General features: G+C 60.3%; 22 protein-coding genes. 12 read left to right on the top strand and 10 right to left on the bottom strand.

The window, feature by feature from the left end:
- The 3 genes from E3O56_RS16565 to E3O56_RS16575 all read right to left on the bottom strand — a co-directional run bounded on the left by E3O56_RS16565 (position 1) and on the right by E3O56_RS16575 (position 2271).
- On the bottom strand, positions 1 to 960 hold the full coding sequence (locus E3O56_RS16565) for a DUF523 and DUF1722 domain-containing protein (protein ID WP_005784633.1): 960 nt from the start codon (positions 958 to 960) through the stop codon (positions 1 to 3).
- Between the two features lie 112 nt (positions 961 to 1072).
- Positions 1073 to 1288, bottom strand: a complete 216-nt coding sequence (locus tag E3O56_RS16570; RefSeq protein ID WP_032877990.1) for a TIGR02450 family Trp-rich protein — start codon at positions 1286 to 1288, stop codon at positions 1073 to 1075.
- Positions 1285 to 2271: an FAD-dependent oxidoreductase gene (locus E3O56_RS16575; RefSeq protein WP_032877989.1), complete on the bottom strand. Its 987-nt coding sequence runs from the start codon at positions 2269 to 2271 to the stop codon at positions 1285 to 1287. Before E3O56_RS16575 ends, E3O56_RS16570 begins: the two co-directional genes overlap by 4 nt.
- A gap of 212 nt (positions 2272 to 2483) precedes the next feature.
- On the opposite strand from E3O56_RS16575, the gene E3O56_RS16580 reads away from it, so the two are divergent.
- Together E3O56_RS16580 and hemH are read left to right on the top strand one after the other, a co-directional pair.
- Positions 2484 to 3383 carry a TIGR01777 family oxidoreductase gene (locus E3O56_RS16580; protein ID WP_032877988.1) on the top strand — a complete coding sequence of 300 codons (900 nt, stop codon included), beginning with the start codon at positions 2484 to 2486 and terminating at the stop codon, positions 3381 to 3383.
- Positions 3384 to 3397: 14 nt separating this feature from the next.
- Positions 3398 to 4423, top strand: a complete 1026-nt coding sequence (hemH, locus tag E3O56_RS16585; RefSeq protein ID WP_005784637.1) for a ferrochelatase — start codon at positions 3398 to 3400, stop codon at positions 4421 to 4423.
- A 127-nt stretch (positions 4424 to 4550) separates the two neighbouring features.
- Here the strand turns inward: hemH and E3O56_RS16590 are convergent, their stop codons facing one another.
- Together E3O56_RS16590 and algW are read right to left on the bottom strand one after the other, a co-directional pair.
- Positions 4551 to 6644, bottom strand: coding sequence for a TonB-dependent siderophore receptor (locus tag E3O56_RS16590; RefSeq protein WP_032877986.1), 2094 nt, complete (start codon positions 6642 to 6644; stop codon positions 4551 to 4553).
- 112 nt (positions 6645 to 6756) lie between these two features.
- The gene (algW, locus tag E3O56_RS16595) at positions 6757 to 7917 is read right to left on the bottom strand and encodes a Do family serine endopeptidase AlgW (RefSeq protein WP_005784639.1); all 1161 of its coding nucleotides are present in this window, start codon (positions 7915 to 7917) and stop codon (positions 6757 to 6759) included.
- A gap of 101 nt (positions 7918 to 8018) precedes the next feature.
- On the opposite strand from algW, the gene E3O56_RS16600 reads away from it, so the two are divergent.
- The 3 genes from E3O56_RS16600 (at position 8019) to cysN (ending at position 11862) form a co-directional block, all read left to right on the top strand.
- Entirely contained in the window at positions 8019 to 8777 is a 759-nt protein-coding gene (locus E3O56_RS16600) for a Nif3-like dinuclear metal center hexameric protein (RefSeq protein ID WP_103734664.1), read from the top strand.
- 259 nt (positions 8778 to 9036) lie between these two features.
- The gene (cysD, locus tag E3O56_RS16605) at positions 9037 to 9954 is read left to right on the top strand and encodes a sulfate adenylyltransferase subunit CysD (protein ID WP_005784641.1); all 918 of its coding nucleotides are present in this window, start codon (positions 9037 to 9039) and stop codon (positions 9952 to 9954) included.
- A 9-nt stretch (positions 9955 to 9963) separates the two neighbouring features.
- Positions 9964 to 11862, top strand: coding sequence for a sulfate adenylyltransferase subunit CysN (gene cysN / locus E3O56_RS16610; RefSeq protein ID WP_248128571.1), 1899 nt, complete (start codon positions 9964 to 9966; stop codon positions 11860 to 11862).
- Positions 11863 to 12055: 193 nt separating this feature from the next.
- Here the strand turns inward: cysN and E3O56_RS16615 are convergent, their stop codons facing one another.
- The 3 genes from E3O56_RS16615 to E3O56_RS16625 all read right to left on the bottom strand — a co-directional run bounded on the left by E3O56_RS16615 (position 12056) and on the right by E3O56_RS16625 (position 15425).
- Positions 12056 to 12955 (bottom strand): acyltransferase, encoded by a 900-nt coding sequence (locus E3O56_RS16615; RefSeq protein ID WP_248128572.1) that lies wholly within the window; start codon positions 12953 to 12955, stop codon positions 12056 to 12058.
- Positions 12956 to 15055 carry a phosphate acetyltransferase gene (gene pta / locus E3O56_RS16620; protein ID WP_078820253.1) on the bottom strand — a complete coding sequence of 700 codons (2100 nt, stop codon included), beginning with the start codon at positions 15053 to 15055 and terminating at the stop codon, positions 12956 to 12958.
- A 79-nt stretch (positions 15056 to 15134) separates the two neighbouring features.
- Entirely contained in the window at positions 15135 to 15425 is a 291-nt protein-coding gene (locus E3O56_RS16625; RefSeq protein ID WP_103734661.1) for a DUF3565 domain-containing protein, read from the bottom strand.
- Between E3O56_RS16625 and E3O56_RS16630 the strand changes: the two genes are divergently transcribed.
- On the top strand, positions 15424 to 15909 hold the full coding sequence (locus tag E3O56_RS16630) for a peptidylprolyl isomerase (RefSeq protein WP_003171645.1): 486 nt from the start codon (positions 15424 to 15426) through the stop codon (positions 15907 to 15909). The genes E3O56_RS16625 and E3O56_RS16630 overlap by 2 nt on opposite strands.
- Before the next feature lie 263 nt (positions 15910 to 16172).
- Here E3O56_RS16630 and rpsT read toward each other — a convergent pair whose 3' ends face one another.
- Entirely contained in the window at positions 16173 to 16451 is a 279-nt protein-coding gene (rpsT, locus tag E3O56_RS16635; protein ID WP_003188401.1) for a 30S ribosomal protein S20, read from the bottom strand.
- Between the two features lie 253 nt (positions 16452 to 16704).
- On the opposite strand from rpsT, the gene murJ reads away from it, so the two are divergent.
- The 6 genes from murJ to ispH all read left to right on the top strand — a co-directional run bounded on the left by murJ (position 16705) and on the right by ispH (position 24222).
- On the top strand, positions 16705 to 18243 hold the full coding sequence (murJ, locus tag E3O56_RS16640) for a murein biosynthesis integral membrane protein MurJ (RefSeq protein WP_103734660.1): 1539 nt from the start codon (positions 16705 to 16707) through the stop codon (positions 18241 to 18243).
- 119 nt (positions 18244 to 18362) lie between these two features.
- Entirely contained in the window at positions 18363 to 19301 is a 939-nt protein-coding gene (gene ribF, locus E3O56_RS16645) for a bifunctional riboflavin kinase/FAD synthetase (RefSeq protein ID WP_003188404.1), read from the top strand.
- Between the two features lie 14 nt (positions 19302 to 19315).
- Complete coding sequence (gene ileS, locus E3O56_RS16650; RefSeq protein WP_248128573.1) at positions 19316 to 22147, top strand: isoleucine--tRNA ligase; 2832 nt, start codon at positions 19316 to 19318, stop codon at positions 22145 to 22147.
- A complete protein-coding gene (gene lspA / locus E3O56_RS16655) occupies positions 22140 to 22652 on the top strand; it encodes a signal peptidase II (RefSeq protein WP_032877979.1) in 513 nt (170 codons plus the stop codon). The genes ileS and lspA overlap by 8 nt, the downstream gene beginning before the upstream one ends.
- A gap of 7 nt (positions 22653 to 22659) precedes the next feature.
- Positions 22660 to 23097, top strand: a complete 438-nt coding sequence (gene fkpB, locus E3O56_RS16660; protein ID WP_177464497.1) for an FKBP-type peptidyl-prolyl cis-trans isomerase — start codon at positions 22660 to 22662, stop codon at positions 23095 to 23097.
- 177 nt (positions 23098 to 23274) lie between these two features.
- On the top strand, positions 23275 to 24222 hold the full coding sequence (gene ispH, locus E3O56_RS16665) for a 4-hydroxy-3-methylbut-2-enyl diphosphate reductase (protein WP_005784653.1): 948 nt from the start codon (positions 23275 to 23277) through the stop codon (positions 24220 to 24222).
- Here the strand turns inward: ispH and E3O56_RS16670 are convergent.
- Entirely contained in the window at positions 24176 to 24757 is a 582-nt protein-coding gene (locus tag E3O56_RS16670) for a GspH/FimT family pseudopilin (protein ID WP_248128574.1), read from the bottom strand. The two genes, ispH and E3O56_RS16670, sit on opposite strands and share 47 nt — an antisense overlap.
- Positions 24758 to 24950 lie beyond the last annotated feature (193 nt).

A 24950-nucleotide genomic window follows, 5' to 3' on the forward strand; every position in this document is an offset into this window, starting at 1 on the left:
TTATATCGCATTACGCAGGCTGAGGTTTTCCGGGTGCGGTTGCAGGTAGGCCTGCTGCGCGATGTAACGGTCCGGATGTTGGCGAAAGTGATGCTTGAGCAGGGTGAGTGGCACTACCAGCGGCACGATGCCTTGACGGTACTGGCCGATCACGGTTTGCATTTCCTGTTTGTCATCGGCGCTGATGACCTGCTTGAGGTAGCCGCTGATGTGTTGCAGCACATTGCTGTGTGTGCCGCGGGTGGCGCACTTCTTCAGGCCCGTCATCAGCTCGCCGAAGTAGCCGTGGGCCAGAGCCTGGAGATCGACGTCCTTGCCCATGCTGCCGAGCAAATGGCCCAGGCTTTTGTAATGCGCCGGGCTGTGGGCCATCAGCAGGTACTTGTAGCGCGAGTGAAACGTCAGCAAGCCGTGGCGGGTGAGCCCCTCAGCCAGCAGTTGTTGCCAGCTGGCATACACGAATACGCGGGTCAGGAAATTTTCCCGCAACACAGGGTCGTTCAGCCGGCCGTCTTCTTCTACCGGCAGGTTAGGGTGACGCGCACAAAACGCCTGGGCGTAAATGCCGCGGCCGCCACCGTCAACGGGCGTGCCGTTGGCGCGGTACACCTTGACCCGCTCCAGGCCGCACGATGGCGACTTCTGCATGAAGATATAACCGCACAGGTCTGTGTGTGCCTGGGCCATTTGCTGGCCGTAGTCGTGCAGTGGCTGCGTGACGTTGAGTTCACGGTTTACCGTGCCAACGGCTTGCGGCTGCGCAGGGTCGCCTACCAGCCGGATTGGCTCGCGGGGGATGCCCATGCCGATGGCAACTTCCGGGCACAACGGCACGAAGTCGAAGTAGTCGCTGAGTGTCTGGGTGCACAGCAGCGACTGTTTATGCCCACCGTTAAAGCGCACGTTCTCGCCAAGGAGGCAGGCGCTGATGGCGATCTTCGGTTTTGTACTACTCGACATACCCAAAACCTCTGCAATAATCCTGTACAACTTATAAAGTTTGTACAACTACGTCTCATCATAGATTCGATGTTGTACAAGTCAAATAGTTTGTATAGGTTTTTTTGCAGCGTTACTTCCAGCCGATTTTCCAGCACTCGGCGTTTTGCAGGGTCTGCCATGGCAGGCGTTCGGCACGCTGGGTCAGCACCGCTTGCAGCTCGATTTCCAGCACCGTGCCTTCGTCATCACGAAACAACTCGGTGACCAAAAAGTGTTTTTCCTTGTTGCGGGGCTGTGCTGCCGTCCATTTCGACAGCAGCAGCTTGCTGGGGTTGAGGCGGTTCATTGCAGGTGTGCGATCAAGCGTCGTGCCGCTTCCTGACCACTGAGCCAGGCGCCTTCCACCCGGCCCGAGAGGCACCAGTCGCCGCAGACGAACAGGCCCAGGTCGGCATCGGCCAGTACGCCGAACTCATGGCTGCCCGACGGGCGAGCGTAGAGCCAGCGGTGTGCCAGGCTGAATGACGGCGCGGGCATGGCGCTGTGCAGCAGTTCGGCGAAGGCGCCGTGCAAGTGCTCGATTACCGCTTCCTTGGGCAGGTCCAGGTGCGCCTTGCTCCAGGCGCTGGTGGCGTGCAGCACCCAGGTGTCGAGGGTGGTGTCGCGCCCGGGTTTGCTGCGGTTGCGCGCCAGCCAGTCAAGGGGGCTGTCTTGCACGAAGCAGCCCTCCATCGGTGTATCCAGGGGCTTGTCGAAGGCCAGCGCAATGGCCCAGGTCGGGTCCATTTTCACCCCGGCGGCGGCACTTGCCAGCTTGGGGGCAGCGGCCAGCAGGGCAGTGGCCTGAGGGGCCGGTGTGGCGATGATCACATGGCTGAAGGGGCCGTGACTCTCACCGTCGGCGTCGAGCAGGTTCCAGTGCTGTGTGCCCTGGAACACCTCGGTGATGCGGCAACCGAACTCCACCGGCAGGTCATCGAGCAGTGCGCGGGTGATCGCGCTCATGCGCGGTGTACCGACCCAGCGGATCTGTTCATCGGGGGAAGGCGTCAGTTGGCCGGACTTGAAGTTGTACAGCTGGGGCTTCCACTGTTCGGCCCAGCCATTGCTTTGCCAGCGCTGCACTTCGTTGACGAAGCGCCGGTCGCGGGCGGTGAAGTATTGCGCGCCCATGTCCAGCGCGCCGGCATCGCTGCGCTTGCTGGACATGCGGCCACCGCTGCCGCGGCTTTTATCGAAGAGTTGTACGGTGTGGCCCGCGTCTTTCAACGCTCGGGCGGCGGAGAGACCGGCTATGCCGGTGCCGATGATCGCGATGGGGACAGTCATGGGAGGCCTCGTTTTACCGTTGGGTACAGACTACGCCGACACCAATAGCTGTACAATATTGTTTTTTGGTATAAGTTTTGGCGTGCCTGATTGTGTGGCGTGACCTATGGTTAAGCTCAGGCTTGAACGCGCGTCACGCTCGATTATCAAATTGATCCCTGCTTATAAAATAGACCAGTGAGCGGCGGCGAACGTTACATGAGGAGAGTCCCATGCATATTTTGCTGACCGGCGGTACCGGCCTGATTGGCCGTCAACTTTGCCAACACTGGCTCGCCCAGGGTCATCGCCTGACGGTGTGGAGCCGGCAACCGGAAACGGTCGCCAGGGTCTGCGGCGCACAGGTGCTTGGGGTGGCTCGCCTGCAAGAGGTGATTGGCGCGGTGGACGCGGTGGTCAACCTTGCGGGTGCACCCATCGCTGACCGGCCCTGGACCCACAAGCGCAAGGCATTGCTGTGGAGCAGCCGCATCAACCTCACCGAAACCCTGCTGGCCTGGATCGACAGCCTGGAGCAGAAACCGGCGGTACTGATCTCCGGCTCCGCAGTGGGCTGGTATGGCGACGGCGGCGAGCGCGAATTGACCGAAGCCAGCGGGCCGGTGCTGGACGATTTTCCCAGCCAGTTGTGTATTGCCTGGGAAGAAACCGCCCAACGTGCCGAAGCCCTGGGCGTTCGCGTGGTGCTGGTGCGCACCGGCCTGGTGCTGTCGGCGCAGGGCGGCTTTTTGTCGCGCCTGTTGCTGCCCTTCAAACTGGCGCTGGGCGGGCCGATCGGTAACGGTCGGCAGTGGATGCCATGGGTGCATATCAAGGATCAAATCGCCCTGATTGATTTTCTTCTGCACAAGACTGACGCCAGCGGTCCTTATAATGCCTGCGCGCCACACCCGGTGCGTAATCGCGAGTTTGCCAAGACCCTCGGCCAGGTGTTGCACCGCCCGGCGTTCATGCCGATGCCGGCGTTTGCACTGAAGGTTGGCCTGGGCGAATTGTCTGGTTTGTTGCTGGGCGGGCAGAAGGCCTTGCCTGAACGGCTGCTGGCGGCGGGTTTCACTTTCCAGTTCACTGAGTTGCGTGCGGCTCTGGACGACCTGTCCAGCCGCCTCTAAAGATAGGATGTTGCATGACCGATCACGCGTTGTTACTGGTCAACCTGGGTTCGCCAAAGTCCACTTCGGTGGCTGATGTGCGCAGCTACCTCAATCAGTTCCTGATGGACCCTTATGTGATCGACCTGCCATGGCCGGTGCGGCGTTTGCTGGTGTCGCTGATCCTGATCAAGCGCCCTGAGCAGTCTGCCCATGCTTATGCGTCGATCTGGTGGGATGAGGGCTCGCCGTTGGTGGTCTTGAGCCGTCGTCTGCAACAGCAGATGACCGCGCAGTGGACCCAGGGCCCTGTGGAACTGGCAATGCGTTATGGCGAGCCGTCGCTGGAAACCGCCCTGACACGGCTGGCCGCCCAGGGTATCGGCAAGGTGACACTGGCGCCGCTGTATCCGCAATTTGCCGACAGCACCGTGACCACGGTGATAGAAGAAGCCAGGCGCGTGGTGCGCGACAAGAAACTCGCTATCCAGTTTTCGATTCTGCAGCCTTTTTACGACCAGCCCGAGTACCTCGATGCTCTGGTAACCAGCGCACGCACTTACCTGGAGCAGGATTTCGATCACTTGCTGCTCAGTTTCCATGGTCTGCCCGAGCGCCATCTGAAAAAGCTCGACCCTACCGGCGGGCATTGCTTCAAGGATGCCGACTGCTGCAAGAACGCATCGCCAGAGGTGCTCGCCACCTGCTATCGCGCCCAATGCTTCAGCGTCGCCCGGGATTTTGCCGCGCGTGCCGGTTTGCCCGATGGCAAGTGGTCGGTGGCGTTTCAATCGCGCCTTGGCCGGGCCAAGTGGATCGAGCCCTACACCGAGGCCCGCCTGGAGGCGCTGGCCCAGCAGGGCGTGAAGAAGCTGCTGGTGATGTGCCCGGCGTTTGTCGCCGACTGCATCGAGACCCTGGAAGAAATTGGTGATCGCGGGCGGGAGCAGTTCCGCGAGGCGGGGGGCGAGGAGTTGGTGTTGGTGCCGTGCTTGAATGATGACCCGCAATGGGCGGCGGCGCTCAATACCCTGTGCGAACGAGCGCCCGTTGCCTTGTAGTCAAGCCTTGCGGTGACTCAAATGTGGGAGGGGGCTTGCTCCCGATGGCGGTGGATCAGTGACAGATATACTGCCTGATACTCTGCTATCGGGAGCAAGCCCCCTCCCACATTCAGTTCCATGCTCGTCAGAGATTGAGGGTCAGGCTGACGGTGAGGTTGCGCGGTTCACCGGGGTTGGTCCAATAGCGGCTGTAGGAGCGCTCGTAGTACTTCTCATCGAACAGGTTATTCAGGTTCAGCCCCACGGTGACATTCTTCGTGGCCTTGTAGTGGGCCAGTAAATCCACGGTGTGGTAGGCCGGCAGTTCGAAGCCTGTGCCCGCCTCGCCGGAACGGTCACCCACATAAGTAAACGCCGCCCCCAGGTCTGAACCGCGCAACGCCCCATCCTGGAATTCATAAACGCCCAACAGACTGCCGCTGCGCTTGGCGACCCCGAGAATGCGACTGCCCGTGGGGATGGCTTTGTCGCCCTTGGTCACTTCGGCGTCGATGTAGGCCAGGGCGCCAATCACGCGTATGGCGTCGGTCACTTGCCCGGTCACCTGCAGGTCAAACCCCTGGCTGCGCGCCTTGCCAATGGCGCGGTCGGTGTTGGTCGCCGGGTCCAGGGTGAGGACGTTTTCCTTTTCGATATGGAAGGCCGCGAGCGTCGCGCTGAGGCGCTCGTCAAACATCTCGCTCTTGATACCCACCTCATAGCCCACGCCTTCTTCTGGCTTGAAGGATTTGCCGCCGGCATCCAGGCCGCTGTTCGGCTTGAACGAGGTGGATGCGTTGGCAAATACCCCGACTTGCGGTGTCAGCTGATAGAGCAGGCCGGCGCGTTGGGTCAGGGCGTCGTGGGTCTGGCGGCTTTTGGCGTGGTTGCGGGCGAAGTTCTCGGTGCTCTGTTCGAAGTGCTCGAAGCGCGCACCGATCATGCCTCGCAGGCGGTCGGTGAAGATGATCTGGTCTTGCAGGTTCAGGGCGTGGCTTTTGGTCTGTTCGAAGAAGTCGGTGCCGGAGCGTGCGCCATTGGGTTTGGCCTGGCCATAGACCGGTTTATAGATGTCGATAGGGTAGTCACCGCCAATCGCCGTCACACGCTCCTTTTTGCGGTAGTCCTCGTATTCGGTGCCGATCAGCAGTTCATGCTGCCAGCTGCCGATATCGAACAGCCCGCGCAGTTCCAGCTGGGTGATGCTGTCATGCCAACCGGTCGAGCGTTCACGGTAGCGACGGTTGACGGTGTGACCATCCCCATTCAGCGCACGGCTTTCCGACGCATCGCCCCACAGGCTGCCCTGCTTGTAGTGGCTGGCCAGGCGCAGCTTCCAGGCGTCGTTGAGGTGGTGTTCCAACGCGGCCTGGATGCGGTTGTTGTGGTTGCGAATATTGCCGTCGTTGGGCTCGCCCAGAAAGGTGGAATGGGACATGCCAGTATCGGCGACGATGCCCCGGTCGAAGGTGGAGCTGTGGCGCACGAATTCGCTTTCGACCAGCAACTGAGTGTCCGGGGTCAACTGCCAACTGAACGACGGCGCGACGAACACTCGTTTAGCGTCCACGTGATCGCGGAAACTGTGCTTGTCTTCAACCGCCAGATTCACCCGTGACAAGACGCGCCCCTCGCTGTCCAGCGGCGTATTCACATCCAGCGCAGTGCGGTAGCGGTCCCAACTACCAGCACTGGTTTGCAAGGTGGTGAACGCTTCGGGCTGGGGTTTCTTGGTGACGATGTTCACCGTGCCGCCAGGATCGCCACGCCCATACAAGCTGGCGGCGGGGCCTTTGAGAACTTCAATGCGTTCGATATTTGCCGCGTCCGGCGTACTGGGGTAACCGCGGTTGGCGCTGAAACCGTCCTGGTAGAACTCAGACGTGGTGAAGCCGCGCACGCTGTATTCGTAGAGGGTCAGGCCACCGAAGTTGTTTTGCTTGGATACGCCGCCGGCAAATTCCAGGGCGCGCTCCACGCTGGTACTGCCCAGGTCCTTGAGCACCGTGGCGGGGATCACGCTGATCGATTGCGGTATGTCGCGAAGGGCGGTATCCGTTTTGGTGGCACTGGCAGAGCGGGTGGCGCGATAGCCTTGGACCGGGCCTGTGGCGGACTCATACGCCTCGGAGGTTACGCTGATGGTGTCCAGTTCCAGGGTGTTTTCTTCGGCGTAGGCAGGGTCGAGCAGCAAACCCAAGGCCAGGCCGGCCAAGGGCACAAACTTTCGAGACGGCATGATAGAGCGTTCCAATAGCGATATTGAAACAATATAACATGCCTAATGAGAATGAATCGCTAAGAAATGTCGCCCTACAAGCGCCCGCGAACGGGCGCTAGGGTCGCGACGGTTATTGCTCTTCTTTTATCGGTGCGGTCGCCGGTGGCGGACGCAGGCCGATTTCCGCCGAGAGCTTGATCTCCTTGCCGTTACGCATGACCAGGATCGCCACCTTGTCGGTCGGTTTGATTCGCGCTACCTGGTTCATCGACTTGCGGCCATCACCGGCCGGTGCACCGTCGATGCTGAGGATTACATCGCCCAACTCCAGGCCGGCTTTCTGTGCCGGGCCATCGCGGAAGATCCCGGCGACCACGATGCCTGGGCGTCCGGTCAGGCCAAACGACTCGGCAAGTTCCTTGGTCAAGGGTTGCACTTCGATGCCCAGCCAGCCGCGAATGACCTGGCCGTGTTCGATGATCGACTTCATCACTTCCATCGCCAGCTTCACCGGGATCGCAAAACCGATGCCTTGGGAGCCGCCGGACTTGGAGAAAATCGCCGTGTTGATGCCGGTCAGGTTGCCATTGGCATCCACCAGCGCACCGCCGGAATTGCCCGGGTTGATGGCTGCGTCGGTCTGGATGAAATCTTCGTAGCTATTAAGGCCCAACTGGTTGCGCCCGGTGGCGCTGATGATGCCCATGGTGACTGTCTGGCCCACGCCGAACGGGTTGCCGATAGCCAGTGCTACGTCACCCACGCGCAACCCGTCGGAGCGACCGAGGGTGATCGATGGCAGGTTCTTCAAATCGATTTTCAGTACTGCGAGGTCGGTTTCCGGGTCGCTGCCCACCACACGGGCCAGGGTTTCGCGGCCATCACGCAGGGCGACCACGATCTGGTCGGCGCCGGTAGTCACGTGATTATTGGTGAGGATGTAGCCTTCGGGGCTCATGATTACCCCGGAACCCAGGCTCGACTCCATGCGGCGCTGCTTGGGGCCGTTGTCACCGAAATAGCGGCGAAACTGCGGGTCCTCGAACAGCGGGTGTGCCGGTTTGTTGATGACCTTGGTGGTGTACAGGTTGACCACCGCAGGGGCCGCAATGGTGACCGCGTCGGCATAGGTGACCGGGCCCTGCACCACCGTGTTGGTTTGCGGTGCTTGTTGCAGGTTCACATCCAGGGTAGGCAGGCCCACCCATTGGGGATAACGCTGAATAATCAGCATCGCGATCAGCACGCCAGCCAACAATGGCCATCCAAAAAAACGCAGTGCCTTGAGCATCAAGTAAGTCCTGACAGGTTGCAGGGGGCGGGCGAGCGCCCATAATGTCGCGCATTATACGAGGCTGCGATGCCTGCGAACCGGATATTTAGGAGTCTTTTATGGCCGTCCCCCTTACCACCCTCGTCGAGGAAGCCGACCGCTACCTTGGCAGTGCCAAAATTGCCGATTATTGCCCCAATGGCTTGCAGGTCGAGGGCCGTCCGCAGGTGATGCGCATCGTCAGCGGTGTGACCGCAAGCCAGGCGCTGCTGGACGCCGCCGTCGAAGCCGGGGCCGACCTGGTGCTGGTGCATCATGGTTATTTCTGGAAGGGCGAGAGCCCGTGTATCACCGGCATGAAGCAGCGCCGCCTGAGAACCCTGCTCAAGCACGACATCAGCCTATTGGCCTATCACCTGCCATTGGACCTTCACCCTGAGGTGGGCAATAACGTGCAACTGGCCAAGCAACTGGACATCACCGTCGAAGGCCCGTTGGACCCGAGCAACCCCAAGGTGGTCGGCCTGGTGGGGTCGCTGGCCGAACCCTTGTCACCGCGTGATTTCGCCCGCCGTGTGCAGGATGCAATGGGGCGCGAACCGCTACTGATCGAAGGCAGCCAGATGATCCGTCGCGTCGGCTGGTGCACCGGAGGTGGCCAGGGCTATATCGACGAGGCGATTGCCGCCGGGGTCGACCTGTACCTGAGCGGCGAGGCATCCGAGCAGACCTTCCACAGCGCCCGTGAAAACGACGTCAGCTTCATTGCTGCCGGTCATCACGCCACCGAGCGCTATGGGGTGCAGGCGTTGGGCGATTATCTGGCGCGACGCTTTGCCCTGGAGCATCTATTTATCGACTGCCCGAACCCGATCTGAGCCTTAGAGCGCGACTGAATGTGGGAGGGGGCTTGCTCCCGATGGCGATGGATCATTGAAATATGTACTAACTGACACACTGCTATCGGGAGCAAGCCCCCTCCCACACTTGAGTCTATTTGCGGCCAAACTGGTCGGTATATTCATATACCGTTTCGATCTAGATGGCGCCCTGAATAGAAGAAGGTGCTGTGCTAGCATGCCCCGCTCGAACACGGCCTGCCTGGCCGTCCATAAGATCGTTTTTCCGTGAGTAACCATGGTCGACAAACTGACGCATCTGAAACAGCTGGAGGCGGAAAGCATCCACATCATCCGCGAGGTCGCCGCCGAGTTCGACAACCCGGTGATGCTCTACTCGATCGGTAAAGACTCCGCCGTGATGTTGCACCTGGCACGCAAGGCTTTCTTCCCGGGCAAGCTGCCGTTCCCAGTGATGCACGTCGACACGCGCTGGAAATTCCAGGAAATGTACAAGTTCCGCGACAAAATGGTCGAAGAGCTTGGCCTGGACCTGATCACTCACGTCAACCCGGATGGCGTGGCGCAGGGTATCAACCCCTTCACCCACGGCAGCGCCAAGCACACCGATATCATGAAGACCGAGGGCCTCAAGCAAGCCCTGGACAAGCATGGTTTCGATGCAGCGTTCGGCGGCGCCCGTCGCGATGAAGAGAAGTCCCGTGCCAAAGAGCGCGTGTACTCGTTCCGCGACAGCAAGCACCGCTGGGACCCGAAGAACCAACGTCCGGAGCTGTGGAACGTTTACAACGGCAACGTCAACAAGGGCGAGTCGATTCGCGTGTTCCCGTTGTCCAACTGGACCGAGTTGGATATCTGGCAGTACATCTACCTGGAAGGCATCCCGATCGTGCCGCTGTACTTCGCCGCCGAGCGCGAAGTGATCGAGAAGAACGGCACGTTGATCATGATCGACGACGACCGCATCCTCGAACACCTGTCCGACGAAGACAAAGCCCGCATCGTCAAAAAGAAAGTCCGTTTCCGTACCCTTGGCTGCTACCCGTTGACGGGCGCGGTGGAGTCCGAAGCCGAGACGCTGACGGACATCATTCAGGAAATGCTCCTGACGCGAACTTCCGAGCGCCAGGGCCGGGTCATCGACCACGATGGCGCAGGCTCCATGGAAGATAAAAAACGTCAAGGCTATTTCTAAGGGGCTGTCATGTCGCATCAATCTGATTTGATCAGCGAGGACATCCTCGCCTACCTGGGCCAGCACGAGCGCAAAGAGATGTTGCGCTTCCTGACCTGCGGCAACGTCGACGACGGCAAGAGCACCCTGATCGGGCGCCTGCTGCACGACTCCAAGATGATCTACGAAGATCACCTGGAAGCCATCACCCGCGATTCGAAGAAGTCCGGCACCACCGGCGATGACATCGACCTGGCCTTGCTGGTCGACGGCCTGCAGGCCGAGCGTGAGCAGGGCATCACCATCGATGTTGCCTACCGCTACTTCTCCACCGCCAAGCGCAAGTTCATCATCGCCGACACCCCCGGCCATGAGCAGTACACCCGCAACATGGCCACCGGTGCGTCCACCTGTGACCTGGCGATTATCCTGATCGACGCCCGCTATGGCGTGCAGACCCAGACCCGTCGCCACAGCTTTATCGCCTCGTTGCTGGGCATCAAGCACATCGTGGTGGCCGTCAACAAGATGGACATCAACGGCTTTGACCAAAGCGTATTCGAGTCGATCAAGGCCGATTACCTGAAGTTCGCCGAAGGCATCGCGTTCAAGCCAAGTACCCTGGCCTTCGTGCCGATGTCGGCGCTCAAGGGCGACAACGTGGTGAACAAGAGCGAGCGTTCGCCCTGGTACACCGGCCAGTCGCTGATGGAGATCCTCGAGACCGTCGAGATCGCCAACGACCGCAACTACACCGACCTGCGTTTCCCGGTGCAGTACGTCAACCGCCCGAACCTGAACTTCCGTGGTTTTGCCGGCACTCTTGCCAGCGGCATCGTGCACAAAGGCGACGAAGTCGTGGTGCTGCCGTCACGCAAACGCAGCCGGGTCAAATCCATCGTCACCTTCGACGGTGAGCTGGAGCACGCCGGCCCAGGCCAGGCCGTAACCCTGACCATGGAAGACGAGATCGATATCTCCCGTGGCGACCTATTGGTGCATGCCGACAATGTGCCGCAAGTGACCGATGCGTTCGACGCCATGCTCGTGTGGATGGCTGAAGAACCGATGCTGCCGGGCAAGAAATACGACATCAAGCGCGCTACCAGCTACGTGCCGGGCTCTATCACCAGCATCGTGCATCGCGTGGACGTGAACACCCTGGCCGAAGGCCCGGCGAGTTCGCTGCAGCTCAACGAAATTGGCCGGGTCAAGGTCAGCCTTGATGCCGCCATTGCGTTGGATGGCTATGACAGCAATCGCACCACCGGTGCCTTTATTGTCATCGACCGCCTGACCAATGGCACCGTGGCCGCGGGCATGATCATCGCGCCACCGACCAGCCAGGGCGGTGCAGCGCAGCACGACAAATTGGCACACGTGGCCACTGAAGAGCGTGCCCTGCGTTTCGGCCAGCAACCGGCCACCGTGTTGTTCAGCGGCTTGTCGGGTGCCGGCAAGAGCACGTTGGCCTATGCGGTTGAGCGCAAGCTGTTCGACATGGGGCGTGCGGTGTTCGTGCTGGACGGCCAGAACCTGCGGCATGACCTGAACAAAGGCTTGCCTCAGGACCGTGCCGGGCGTACCGAGAACTGGCGCCGTGCGGCTCACGTGGCGCGTCAGTTCAACGAAGCCGGTTTGCTGACCCTTGCGGCTTTTGTCGCGCCGGATGCCGAAGGCCGTGAACAGGCCAAGGCGCTGATTGGCAGTGATCGCCTGTTGACCGTCTATGTGCAGGCGTCGCCGCTGGTATGTGCCGAGCGTGATCCGCAAGGTTTGTACGCGGCCGGTGGGGATAATATCCCTGGCGAGTCCTTCCCGTACGACGTGCCGTTGAATGCCGACCTGGTGATCGATACCCAGGCCTTGTCGCTGGAAGACAGCGTCAAGCAAGTGCTGGAGTTGTTGCGTCAGCGCGGCGCGATCTAGGCTTTATTGCCGCACAAAAAAGCCCGCCACCGAGTGATCGGTGGCGGGCTTTTTACACATTCTCAAATGTGGACTCGGTCAATGTGGGAGCTGGCTTGCCTGCGATGGCGGACTGTCAGTTTATTTATCCTTAGCTGATCCACCGCTATCGCAGGCAAGCCAGCTCCCACATTGAATTGCATCCACATGTTGATCAGCGGCTGGCTGGAAAGTCTTTGTGCAACTGCTCCAGCAACGCATCCTTGTCTTCCCACAACCGGTTGATCCAGCCCTGGAACGCTAACCGGTACTCCCCATCCTGCTCATAATTCTTGCCAATGAATTCAGCCGGGATCTGCACCTCTTCAAAATGCACCACCACCTCCTTCACATTGCCGCACAGCAAATCCCAATAGCCTGGGCGCCCGGCAGGGTAATGGATGGTCACATTCACCAATGATTTGAGCTGCTCGCCCATGGCATCCAGCACAAACGCAATGCCGCCCGCCTTGGGTTTAAGCAGGTAGCGAAACGGTGACTGTTGCTGCGCATGCTTGCCCGGCGTAAAGCGTGTGCCTTCGGCAAAGTTGAAAATCCCCACGGGGTTGTCGCGAAACTTCGCACAGGTCTTGCGGGTGGTTTCCAGGTCCTTGCCTTTCTTTTCCGGGTGCTTCTCCAAATAAGCCTTGCTGTAGCGCTTCATGAACGGAAAGCCCAGTGCCCACCACGCCAGACCAATCACCGGAACCCAGATCAGCTCTTGCTTGAGGAAAAACTTCAGCGGGCGAATGCGCCGATTGAGCACGTATTGCAGCACCATGATATCGACCCAGCTCTGGTGGTTGCTGGTCACCAGATACGAATGCTGATAGTCCAGGCCTTCAAGGCCGCTCAGGTGCCAGCGTGTGCGGCGCACCAGGTTCATCCAGCCTTTGTTGTTGGTCACCCAGGCTTCGTGAGTGTGGTTCATCAGCCATTCACTGAAGCGCTTGGCGAAGGGCAGTGCCTTGAACAGCGCGACAATAAACAGGAACGAGCACAGCAGGATCGTGTTCAGCGCCAGCAACAGCGAAGCGATCACCCCGCGTACGGCGGCAGGTAGAAAATCCAGCATTTAGATATCCATAGGTCGGTTGGCGGCTTGGATCGCAGTCAGCGCGATGGTGTACACGATGTCGTCTACCTGGGCGCCGCGCGGCAGGTCGTTGACCGGTTTGCGCAGGCCCTGGAGCATCGGCCCCAGGCTCACGCAATCGGCGCTGCGTTGCACGGCTTTGTAAGTGGTGTTGCCGGTGTTCAGGTCGGGGAACACGAACACCGTGGCCTTGCCCGCCACCTGGCTGTTGGGCGCCAATTGCCGGGCCACGCTTTCATTGGCGGCGGCGTCGTATTGCAGCGGTCCGTCGATCAGCAGCGAGCCTTGCTGTTCGTGGGCGAGCAGGGTGGCTTCGCGGACTTTTTCCACTTCTTCGCCGCTGGCCGAATCACCGCTGGAGTAGCTGATCATCGCCACGCGTGGCGTGATGCCGAACGCGGCGGCGGAATCGGCGCTTTGCAAGGCGATTTCCGCCAGTTCCGCGGCGCTCGGGTGCGGGTTCATCACGCAGTCGCCGTATACCAGCACCTGCTCGGGGAACAGCATGAAGAACACCGACGACACCAGGGTGCAGCCCGGCGCGGTCTTGATCAGTTGCAGGGCCGGGCGAATGGTATTGGCGGTGGAGTGGATGACGCCGGAGACCAGGCCGTCCACTTCGTCCAGGGCGAGCATCATGGTGGCGATCACCACTGTGTCTTCCAGCTGTTGCTCGGCCATGGGGGCGTTGAGGCTTTTGGTCTTGCGCAAGGCAACCATCGGCTCGACATAGCGCTGGCGAATCAGGTCCGGGTCAAGAATCTCCAGGCCCTCGGGCAGCTCGATACCCTGGGCACGGGCGACCGCTTCGACATCCGCCGGTTTGGCCAACAGCACGCAGCGGGCAATGCCTCGGGCCTGGCAGATGGCGGCGGCCTGCACCGTCAGCGGCTCGCTGCCCTCGGGCAACACGATGCGCTTGTTGGCGGCCTGGGCCCGTTGGATCAACTGGTAGCGGAACACCGCCGGCGACAGGCGCATCTCCCTGGGCGTGCCACACCGTTGGTGCAGCCAGCGTGCGTCGAGGTGGCTGGCGACGAAGTCGGTGATGATCTCCGCGCGCTCACGGTCATCGATGGGGATTTCCTTGTTGAGGCTATTGAGCTGGTTGGCGGTGTCGTAGGAGCCGGTGCTCACCGACAGCACTGGTAACCCGGCCTGGAAGGCGCCGCGGCACAGATCCATGATGCGCGGGTCGGGCAGGGTGTCGCTGGTCAGCAGCAGGCCGGCCAGCGGCACGCCGTTGATCGCGGCCAGGCTGACGGCGAGGATGATGTCGTCGCGATCGCCGGGGGTAACCACCAGGACGCCGGGCTTGAGCAGCTCTACGGTGTTGCGCATGGTACGGGCGCAAATGATGATCTTGGTCATGCGCCGGGTTTCATAGTCACCGGCGTTGAGGACCTGCGCACCCATCAGGTCGGCCACATCGCGGGTGCGCGGGGCATTGAGTTCGGGCTGGTAGGGGATGCAGCCAAGCAGGCGGAAATCGCCGCTGCGCAACAACGGCGAGTGCTCTTTAAGGCGCGCCGAGAATGCCTCCATGCTTTCGTCGGTGCGCACTTTGTTGAGGATCACGCCCAATACTTTCGGGTCTTTGGGGCCGCCGAACAGTTGGGCCTGCAATTCCACCCGGCCAGAAAGCTCGGTGAGCACTTCGTTCTCCGGCGCCGAGACCAGGATCACTTCCGCATCCAGGCTCTTGGCCAGGTGCAGGTTGACCCGCGCGGCGTAGCTGGCGCTGCGGGTCGGCACCATGCCTTCGACGATCAGCACGTCTTTGCCTACGGCGGCCTGCTGATACAGGGTGATGATTTCTTCAAGCAGCTCATCGAGTTGGCCGTCGCCGAGCATTCGCTCCACATGGGCCAGGCCCAGGGGTTGTGGTGGCTTCAGGCCGTGGGTACGTGCCACCAGCTCAGTGGAGCGCTCCGGACCGGTATCGCCCGGGTGTGGCTGGGCAATCGGTTTGAAGAAGCCGACTTTAAGGCCGGCCCGTTCCAGGGTGCGCACCAGCCCAAGGCTGATGGAGGTCAGACCCACACCAAAATCGGTGGGCGCGATAAAAAAAGTCTGCATGCGAATTCTCTGGAGGTGCATGGCTTGGGTGGCGCCCTATGCATGGGCGCCTACCGCGAATCAGGCGTCAAGGTTATCGTTATTCGCGCACTTGCGCACACCAGCCGCACGCAAAGGGTTGGCCTATTTTTTCAAGGCGTTGCGCGGGGTCGACGACCCAGGCGCGCGACTGCCACGGCGGCTGGTGGCGCAGGTGCTGGGTGTGGCCGCAGGACAGCTCGGCAACCCAGTGCAGGTCGTCATCCTGGTGGAATCCGGTGATCGTCGAGACCGTTGGTCGGCCCCGTCTGTCCGGGTTCTGTTCGCTTTCGGGCAAATCCTTGTTTAGACTTGTCCGTTCTTCATTCTTATGCAAAAGGTCTCGCCCCATGACGATCGCCGCTAACAAGGCTGTCTCCATCGACTATACCCTGACCAACGACGCTGGTGAGGTCATCGACAGCTCAGCCGGCGGCGCGCCGCTGGTCTACCTGCAAGGCGCAGGTAACATCATCCCAGGCCTGGAAAAGGCCCTGGAAGGCAAGGCAGTCGGTGACGAACTGACCGTAGCCGTAGAACCTGAAGATGCCTACGGCGAATACTCCGCCGAGCTGGTCAGCACTTTGAGCCGCAGCATGTTCGAAGGCGTTGACGAGCTGGAAGTGGGCATGCAGTTCCACGCTTCCGCGCCGGACGGCCAAATGCAGATCGTCACCATCCGTGACCTGGACGGCGATGATGTGACGGTCGACGGCAACCACCCTCTGGCTGGCCAGCGCCTGAACTTCCAAGTGAAAATCGTTGCCATCCGCGATGCTTCCCAGGAAGAAGTGGCTCACGGCCACGTCCACGGTGAAGGCGGTCACCACCATTGATTGTGGTTTGATCAATCGGTAGCAAAAACGCCCCGATTGGTTCGGGGCGTTTTTTTTTGCGTTTTAATGTGGGAGGGGGCTTGCTCCCGATAGCGGTGTATCAGTACCAGATATTCTGACTGACACTCCGCCATCGGGAGCAAGCCCCCTCCCACAAGGGAAGTTGTGATGAATCTTTGGGCAAACAAAAATGCCCCGGACCTTTCGGTACGGGGCATTTCTTAACTGTTACGCAGCCTGGGCTGCGTGGCAGTTGTTACCACTTAGGCTGCAGCAGGAACGCTCAGAGCCTTGATGTGGCCATTCAGGCGGCTCTTATGGCGAGCGGCCTTGTTCTTGTGGATGATGCCTTTATCGGCCATACGGTCGATAACTGGCACGGCCAGAACGTAAGCAGCTTGAGCTTTTTCAGCGTCTTTGGTGTCGATGGCTTTAACTACATTCTTGATGTAGGTACGAACCATGGAACGCAGGCTGGCGTTGTGGCTGCGACGCTTCTCAGCCTGTTTTGCACGTTTTTTGGCGGAAGGTGTGTTGGCCACCGTCGAGCTCCTCGAAAGACTTTTTAGGAAATAGCAAACAAAATAGGCCGCGAATCATGCCGATGACTTGATGGGTTGTCAAGGGCGGCTGATGCGAACTGCTGAGTGGTCGATCTGAAGAGGCGGGTGATTTATTTCCGGCGCTTGACCTGTAAACTCGCGAGCTTTGGCTCTGTGCTGTTGCAGGCGCGCAGTATCGCATAAGTGGGCGCTTTGTTCGCCTGCTCTTTATCTATAGGCGCAAACTCTTTCAATGAATCTGCTCAAATCGTTGGCTGCGGTCAGCTCTATCACGATGATCTCCCGGGTTTTGGGGTTTGTGCGTGACACTCTGCTGGCGCGCATCTTTGGCGCCAGTATGGCCACGGATGCCTTCTTTATTGCCTTCAAACTCCCCAACCTGCTGCGACGGATCTTTGCCGAAGGCGCGTTCTCCCAGGCGTTCGTGCCGATTCTGGCCGAATACAAGACCCAGCATGGCGAGGAGGCGACTCGTACGTTCATCGCCTACGTCTCGGGTTTGCTGACGCTGGTACTGATGCTGGTAACCATCGTCGGGATGCTCGCCGCGCCCTGGGTGATCTGGGCCACGGCGCCCGGTTTTGCCAATACGCCGGAAAAGTTTGCGCTCACCACTGATCTGCTGCGGGTGACCTTTCCTTATATATTGCTGATTTCCCTGTCTTCGCTCGCCGGGGCGATCCTCAATACCTGGAATCGTTTCTCGGTACCGGCCTTTGTGCCGACCTTGCTGAACGTCAGCATGATTATTTTTGCGCTGTTCCTTACGCCGTATTTCGATCCGCCCGTCATGGCCCTGGGCTGGGCGGTCCTGGCCGGCGGCCTGGCGCAGTTGCTGTACCAACTGCCGCACCTGAAAAAAATCGGCATGCTCGTACTGCCACGCCTGAACCTCAAGGACACCGGCGTCTGGCGCGTGATGCGCAATATGCTGCCGGCGATACTCGGGGTATCGGTCAGTCAGATTTCCCTGATCATCAACACCGCGTTTGCCTCGTTGCTGGTATCCGGCTCGGTATCGTGGATGTACTACGCCGACCGCTTGATGGAGTTGCCATCCGGTGTGCTTGGCGTGGCATTGGGCACGATCCTGCTGCCGACCCTGGCACGCACCTACGCCAGCAAGGATCGTCAGGAGTATTCGCGCATTCTCGATTGGGGCCTGCGTCTGTGCTTCCTGCTGGTGTTGCCATGCGCCTTGGCCCTGGGAATCCTGGCCGAGCCGCTGACGGTCTCGCTGTTTCAATACGGGCAATTCGATGCGCATGACGCCTTGATGACCCAGCACGCGCTGGTTGCCTACTCCGTCGGCCTGCTCGGCATTATTGTGATCAAGGTGCTGGCGCCGGGCTTCTACGCGCAGCAAAATATCCGTACGCCGGTGAAAATCGCGATTTTCACGCTGATTGTCACGCAACTGCTCAACCTGGTATTTATCGGTCCTTTGGCCCATGCCGGGCTGGCGCTGGCGATCAGTGCCGGAGCTTGTATCAATGCAGGCCTGCTGTTTTATCAACTGCGCAAACAGCAGATGTATCAACCACAGCCGGGTTGGGGGATGTTTACCCTCAAGTTGCTCGTGGCGGTGGCTGCGATGTCCGCCGTGCTGGTGGGCTTGATGCACGTGATGCCGGCCTGGGGCGATGGGGATATGCTTGAGCGCTTTATGCGCCTGGGTGTATTGGTGGTCGCGGGCGTAGCGGTGTACTTCGGGATGTTGCTGTTGCAGGGCTTCCGCGTGCGGGATTTCAATCGCAAGTCGCTGGGATAGAGACTTCGCCGCGATAAAACGATTGTTTTATCGATTCGACCCATTTGGCCTGCGCTGTTGCCTGTCGTCCGGGGCCGGGTGTGGTTATAATCGACCACTTTATGAGCAAGAAGCGCGTTATGCAGCTGGTTCGAGGTCTCCACAACCTGCGCCCCGAGCATCGGGGCTGCGTCGCCACTATTGGCAACTTTGACGGTGTTCACCGTGGCCACCAGGCTATCCTGGCAAGGCTGCGCGAGCGTGCGGTCGAGTTGGGTGTGCCCAGCTGCGTGGTGATTTTCGAGCCACAACCGCGGGAGTTCTTTACCCCGGAAACAGCGCCGGCCCGTTTGGCGCGCTTGCGCGACAAGCTGCAACTGCTGGCGGAGGAGGGCGTGGACCGCGTCCTCTGCCTGGCTTTCAACCAGCGTTTGCGCAGCCTCAGCGCCGCCGAGTTCGTCGACCGCATCCTGGTCGATGGCCTGGGTGTACAACACCTGGAGGTCGGTGACGACTTCCATTTCGGTTGCGATCGGGTCGGGGATTTCGATTTCCTGCAACATGCCGGCGTCAACCAGGGCTTTACCGTTGAAGCCGCCCAAACCGTCGAACTGGACGGCCTGCGTGTGAGCAGCACCCAGGTGCGTAACGCCTTGGCTGCCGCCGACTTCGACCTGGCCGAGCGTTTGCTCGGTCGCCCCTTCCGCATTGCCGGGCGGGTACTGCACGGCCAGAAGCTGGCGCGCCAATTGGGCACGCCAACTGCCAACGTGCAACTCAAGCGCCGCCGTGTGCCGCTGACCGGGGTTTACCTGGTCAGCGTCGACATCGACGGTCAATCGTGGCCGGGAGTCGCCAATATAGGCGTCAGGCCCACGGTTGCAGGTGATGGCAAGGCCCACCTGGAAGTTCACCTTTTGGATTTTGCCGGTGATTTATACGACCGGCGTTTGACGGTGGTTTTCCACCAGAAGCTGCGTGAAGAGCAGCGTTTCGCCTCCCTGGAGGCGTTGAAAACGGCGATCAATGCGGATGTCGCCGCCGCCCGTGCACTAGCCGCACCTAGCGCCCATCGCTAACCGAAGAGCCTTAAATGACCGACTATAAAGCCACGCTAAACCTTCCGGACACCGCCTTCCCAATGAAGGCCGGCCTGCCACAGCGCGAACCGCAGATCCTGCAGCGCTGGAACAGTATTGGCCTGTACGGAAAGTTGCGCGAAATTGGCAAGGATCGTCCGAAATTCGTCCTGCACGACGGCCCTCCTTATGCCAACGGCACGATTCATATCGGTCATGCGCTGAACAAGATTCTCAAGGACATGATCCTGCGCTCCAAAACCCTGTCGGGCTTTGACGCGCCGTACGTTCCGGGCTGGGACTGCCATGGCCTGCCGATCGAGCACAAAGTCGAAGTGACCTACGGCAAGAACCTGGGCGCGGACAAGACCCGCGAACTCTGCCGTGCCTACGCCACCGAGCAGATCGAAGGGCAGAAGTCCGAATTCATTCGCCTGGGCGTGCTGGGCGAGTGGGACAACCCCTACAAGACCATGAACTTCAAGAACGAGGCCGGTGAAATCCGTGCCTTGGCTGAAATCGTCAAGGGCGGCTTCGTGTTCAAGGGTCTCAAGCCCGTGAACTGGTGCTTTGACTGCGGTTCGGCCCTGGCCGAAGCGGAAGTCGAATACGAAGACAAAAAGTCGTCGACCATCGACGTGGCCTTCCCGATTGCCGATGACGCCAAGCTGGTCGAGGCATTCGGCCTGGCAAGCCTGGCCAAGCCGGCTGCCATCGTGATCTGGACCACCACCCCGTGGACCATCCCGGCCAACCAGGCGCTGAACGTGCACCCGGAATTCACCTACGCCTTGGTGGATGTCGGTGATCGCCTGTTGGTGCTGGCCGAAGAAATGGTCGAGTCGTGCCTTGCCCGCTACGAGTTGCAAGGCTCGGTGATCGCCACCGCCACCGGCTCCGCGCTGGAACTGATCAACTTCCGTCACCCGTTCTATGACCGTCTGTCGCCAGTGTACCTGGCTGACTACGTCGAGCTGGGTTCGGGTACCGGCATTGTCCACTGCTCGCCTGCCTATGGCGTGGACGACTTCGTGATCTGCAAGAAGTACGGCATGGTCAACGACGACATCATCAACCCGGTGCAGAGCAACGGCGTATACGTGCCTTCGCTCGAGTTCTTTGGTGGCCAGTTCATCTTCAAGGCTGACCAGCCGATCATCGAAAAACTGCGTGAAGTCGGTGCGTTGATGCAAACCGCCGCCATCCAGCACAGCTATATGCATTGCTGGCGTCACAAGACCCCGCTGATCTACCGCGCTACGGCGCAGTGGTTTATCGGCATGGACAAAGAGCCGACCAGCGGCGACACCTTGCGTGTACGCTCGCTCAAGGCCATCGAAGACACCAAGTTCGTCCCGTCCTGGGGTCAGGCGCGCCTGCACTCGATGATCGCCAACCGTCCGGACTGGTGCATCTCCCGCCAGCGCAACTGGGGCGTGCCGATCCCGTTCTTCCTGAACAAGGAAAGCGGTGAGCTGCACCCGCGCACCGTTGAGCTGATGGAAGTCGTGGCCCAGCGTGTCGAGCAGCAAGGCATCGAAGCCTGGTTCAAGCTGGACGCTGCCGAGCTGCTGGGCGACGAAGCGCCGCTGTACGACAAGATCAGCGACACCCTCGACGTGTGGTTCGATTCGGGCACCACTCACTGGCATGTGCTGCGTGGTTCGCACCCGATGGGCCACGAGACCGGCCCGCGTGCCGACCTGTACCTGGAAGGTTCGGACCAACACCGTGGCTGGTTCCACTCGTCGTTGCTCACCGGTTGCGCCATCGACAACCATGCGCCGTACCGCGAGCTGCTGACCCACGGCTTCACCGTCGACGAGACGGGCCGCAAGATGTCCAAATCGCTGAAGAACGTGATCGAGCCGAAAAAGATCAACGACACCTTGGGCGCCGACATCATGCGCCTGTGGGTGGCTTCCACCGATTACTCGGGTGAAATCGCCGTGTCGGACCAGATCCTGGCCCGCAGCGCCGACGCCTATCGTCGTATCCGCAATACCGCGCGATTCATGCTGTCGAACCTGACCGGCTTCAACCCGGCCAGCGACCTGCTGCCGGCCGAAGACATGCTCGCCCTCGACCGTTGGGCTGTGGACCGTACCTTGTTGCTGCAGCGCGAGTTGCAGGAACACTACGGCGAATACCGCTTCTGGAACGTCTACTCCAAGATCCACAACTTCTGCGTGCAGGAGCTGGGTGGTTTCTACCTCGACATCATCAAGGACCGCCAGTACACCACTGGCGCCAACAGCAAGGCGCGCCGTTCGGCGCAGACCGCGCTGTACCACATCAGCGAAGCGCTGGTGCGCTGGATCGCACCGATCCTGGCATTCACCGCTGACGAACTGTGGGAGTACCTGCCGGGCGAGCGTAACGAGTCCGTCATGCTCAACACCTGGTACGAAGGCCTGACCGAACTGCCGGCTGACTTCGAACTGGGCCGCGAGTACTGGGAAGGCGTGATGGCCGTCAAGGTTGCGGTGAACAAGGAACTGGAAGTCCAGCGTGCGGCCAAGGCCGTGGGTGGCAACCTGCAAGCCGAAGTCACCCTGTTTGCCGAAGACGGCCTGACCGCCGACCTGGCCAAGCTGAGCAACGAGCTGCGCTTCGTGCTGATCACCTCTACTGCGAGCCTGGCGCCGTTTACCCAGGCTCCGGCAGATGCGGTGGCTACCGAAGTGCCTGGCCTTAAGCTCAAAGTGGTCAAGTCGGCCTTCCCCAAGTGCGCTCGTTGCTGGCACTGCCGTGAAGACGTCGGCGTGAACCCTGAGCACCCGGAAATCTGCGGTCGTTGTGTCGACAACATCAGCGGTGAAGGCGAGGTTCGCCACTATGCCTAATGCAGACAGTCGTTTCGGACGTCTGGGCTGGCTCGTACTGAGCCTGCTGGTCCTGGTCATTGACCAGGTCAGCAAGGCTCACTTCGAGGGCTCCCTGGAAATGTTCCAGCAAATCGTGGTGATCCCGGATTACTTCAGCTGGACCCTGGCCTACAACACTGGCGCCGCCTTCAGCTTCCTCGCTGACGGCGGTGGCTGGCAGCGCTGGCTGTTTGCTGTGATCGCCGTGGTAGTAAGTGCCGTGCTGGTGGTGTGGCTCAAGCGCCTGGGCCGCGACGACACCTGGCTGGCCATCGCGCTGGCCCTGGTGTTGGGTGGCGCGCTGGGCAACCTGTATGACCGCATCGCCCTGGGCCATGTGATCGACTTTATCCTGGTGCATTGGCAGAACCGCCACTACTTCCCGGCGTTCAACTTTGCCGACAGCGCTATCACCGTCGGCGCAATCATGCTGGCGCTGGATATGTTCAAGAGCAAGAAAACCGGAGAAACCGTCAATGACTGATCAGGTATTGGCTGAGCAACGCATCGGCCAGAACACGGAAGTCACTTTGCATTTCGCACTGCGCCTGGAGAATGGCGACACGGTCGACAGCACGTTCGACAAGGCCCCCGCGACCTTCAAGGTCGGCGACGGCAACCTGCTGCCGGGTTTCGAAGCGGCACTGTTCGGTTTCAAGGCCGGTGACAAGCGCACCCTGCAAATCCTGCCGGAAAACGCCTTTGGCCAGCCCAACCCGCAAAACGTGCAGATCATCCCCCGTTCGCAGTTCCAGAACATGGACCTGTCGGAAGGCTTGCTGGTGATCTTCAATGATGCGGCGAACACTGAATTGCCTGGCGTGGTGAAAGCATTTGATGACGCGCAAGTGACCATCGACTTCAATCACCCGTTGGCCGGCAAGACGTTGACCTTTGACGTCGAGATTATCGACGTCAAAGTGCTGTAACCGACCGTACGCGGTCTAAAATGTGGGAGGGGGCTTGCTCCCGATAGCGGTGTATCAGCTAAATGTGCAGACTGATATACCTATATCGGGAGCAAGCCCCCTCCCACCTTTGATCTCCATTGTCGGTTGAGTCAGTGTCAAATTGACTCAATGTGGCTGCAATACACGAGGCACAGCATGCAAATCAAACTCGCCAACCCCCGTGGCTTCTGCGCCGGCGTGGACCGGGCGATCGAAATCGTCAATCGCGCCCTGGAAGTCTTCGGGCCGCCGATTTATGTGCGCCATGAAGTCGTCCATAACAAATTTGTGGTCGAAGACTTGCGCGCGCGCGGGGCGATCTTTGTCGAAGAACTCGATCAGGTGCCCGACGACGTGATCGTCATCTTCAGTGCCCACGGTGTTTCCCAGGCTGTACGTACCGAAGCGGCGGGCCGTGGCCTCAAGGTGTTCGATGCCACCTGCCCACTGGTGACCAAGGTGCATATCGAAGTGGCGCGCTACAGCCGCGACGGTCGTGAGTGCATCCTGATCGGCCACGCCGGTCACCCGGAGGTAGAAGGCACCATGGGCCAATACGACGCCAGCAACGGCGGTGCTATCTACCTGGTCGAGGACGAGAAAGACGTCGCCAACTTGCAGGTGCACAATCCGGAACGCCTGGCCTTCGTGACCCAGACCACCTTGTCCATGGACGACACCAGCCGCGTAATCGATGCCCTGCGCACGCGGTTCCCGGCCATTGGCGGCCCGCGCAAGGATGACATCTGCTACGCCACGCAAAACCGCCAGGATGCGGTCAAGCAACTGGCAAATGAGTGTGACGTAGTGCTGGTGGTCGGCAGCCCTAACAGCTCCAACTCCAACCGCCTGCGTGAGCTGGCCGAGCGCATGGCTACGCCGGCGTACCTGATCGACGGTGCCGAAGACATGCAGCGCAGTTGGTTCGATGGTGTCGAGCGTATCGGCATCACGGCAGGCGCCTCCGCACCGGAAGTGCTGGTACGCGGCGTGATCCAGCAGTTGCAGGCCTGGGGCGCTACTGGCGCCGATGAGCTGGCAGGTCGTGAAGAGAACATCACGTTCTCGATGCCGAAGGAACTGCGGGTCCGCTCGCTGCTCTGACGCCAACAATGCCGGCATCGGCTCGGCATAATGCCTGCTCGGTCTTGTCACTGCGCAGGCTGATGCGTCCGCTGGGGGCCAGCACGATCTGATACAGGCTCTGTGCCTGGCTCGTGTCGCACACATGCACGGTGCCGGCACGGAAGCCTCCGCCGGCGAAAACCGGTTCTCCCAAGCCGCTGAAACGCACCTGGTCCGTGACCGGGCCATTGCCTGCCACTGGCACGCGACCATCACCCTGGCGCTTCAGCAGCACCGGGTTGTCGTCGTCCTGATGGCCGCGTCCACTGACATCCAGTATCACCCGCCACCCCAGGCTCCAGTCCCTGTCGTTTGCATGAATGACCACCGCCTGATTGCGCGTGATGGCCTCCATGCGTGCGTAACGCAGTCCGGCGGCAAGTGATTGGGCCACGCTTTGTCGTTGCTGCGATTCAAGCAAACCTTTGAAACCGGGTACGGCCAATTGCGCGAGGAAGCTGGTGACGATCAGCCCCAGCAGCATTTCAATCAGGGTGAACCCTCGTTGTGTCATGTGCGTTCCCTCCATGGACACGAGTGAATCTTCGAGTTGCAGACCTAGGTATAGCGCCTGGCCGCGAATGCTGGGTGATGGCCTTTATGTCCAAAGTATTTCCCTTTGTTCCGGCAGCAGCGCTGCTCGAAATCCGCCGCTAGTCTTGGATCGCACAGCAGGGTTTGCCTGCTTTTTTCCGGCCTTCGACATG

The sequence above is a fragment of the Pseudomonas sp. W2Aug9 genome (assembly GCF_023127755.1).
GTDB lineage: Bacteria > Pseudomonadota > Gammaproteobacteria > Pseudomonadales > Pseudomonadaceae > Aquipseudomonas > Aquipseudomonas synxantha_A.

Excerpts from the sequence above, each read along its gene's own strand:
- E3O56_RS16565 (WP_005784633.1), bottom strand. The coding sequence starts at position 960 with ATGTCGAGTAGTACAAAACCGAAGATCGCCATCAGCGCCTGCCTCCTT.
- E3O56_RS16570 (WP_032877990.1), bottom strand. The coding sequence starts at position 1,288 with ATGAACCGCCTCAACCCCAGCAAGCTGCTGCTGTCGAAATGGACGGCA.
- E3O56_RS16575 (WP_032877989.1), bottom strand. The coding sequence starts at position 2,271 with ATGACTGTCCCCATCGCGATCATCGGCACCGGCATAGCCGGTCTCTCC.
- E3O56_RS16580 (WP_032877988.1), top strand. The coding sequence starts at position 2,484 with ATGCATATTTTGCTGACCGGCGGTACCGGCCTGATTGGCCGTCAACTT.
- hemH (WP_005784637.1), top strand. The coding sequence starts at position 3,398 with ATGACCGATCACGCGTTGTTACTGGTCAACCTGGGTTCGCCAAAGTCC.
- E3O56_RS16590 (WP_032877986.1), bottom strand. The coding sequence starts at position 6,644 with ATGCCGTCTCGAAAGTTTGTGCCCTTGGCCGGCCTGGCCTTGGGTTTG.
- algW (WP_005784639.1), bottom strand. The coding sequence starts at position 7,917 with ATGCTCAAGGCACTGCGTTTTTTTGGATGGCCATTGTTGGCTGGCGTG.
- E3O56_RS16600 (WP_103734664.1), top strand. The coding sequence starts at position 8,019 with ATGGCCGTCCCCCTTACCACCCTCGTCGAGGAAGCCGACCGCTACCTT.
- cysD (WP_005784641.1), top strand. The coding sequence starts at position 9,037 with ATGGTCGACAAACTGACGCATCTGAAACAGCTGGAGGCGGAAAGCATC.
- cysN (WP_248128571.1), top strand. The coding sequence starts at position 9,964 with ATGTCGCATCAATCTGATTTGATCAGCGAGGACATCCTCGCCTACCTG.
- E3O56_RS16615 (WP_248128572.1), bottom strand. The coding sequence starts at position 12,955 with ATGCTGGATTTTCTACCTGCCGCCGTACGCGGGGTGATCGCTTCGCTG.
- pta (WP_078820253.1), bottom strand. The coding sequence starts at position 15,055 with ATGCAGACTTTTTTTATCGCGCCCACCGATTTTGGTGTGGGTCTGACC.
- E3O56_RS16630 (WP_003171645.1), top strand. The coding sequence starts at position 15,424 with ATGACGATCGCCGCTAACAAGGCTGTCTCCATCGACTATACCCTGACC.
- E3O56_RS16625 (WP_103734661.1), bottom strand. The coding sequence starts at position 15,425 with ATGGGGCGAGACCTTTTGCATAAGAATGAAGAACGGACAAGTCTAAAC.
- murJ (WP_103734660.1), top strand. The coding sequence starts at position 16,705 with ATGAATCTGCTCAAATCGTTGGCTGCGGTCAGCTCTATCACGATGATC.
- ribF (WP_003188404.1), top strand. The coding sequence starts at position 18,363 with ATGCAGCTGGTTCGAGGTCTCCACAACCTGCGCCCCGAGCATCGGGGC.
- ileS (WP_248128573.1), top strand. The coding sequence starts at position 19,316 with ATGACCGACTATAAAGCCACGCTAAACCTTCCGGACACCGCCTTCCCA.
- lspA (WP_032877979.1), top strand. The coding sequence starts at position 22,140 with ATGCCTAATGCAGACAGTCGTTTCGGACGTCTGGGCTGGCTCGTACTG.
- ispH (WP_005784653.1), top strand. The coding sequence starts at position 23,275 with ATGCAAATCAAACTCGCCAACCCCCGTGGCTTCTGCGCCGGCGTGGAC.
- E3O56_RS16670 (WP_248128574.1), bottom strand. The coding sequence starts at position 24,757 with ATGACACAACGAGGGTTCACCCTGATTGAAATGCTGCTGGGGCTGATC.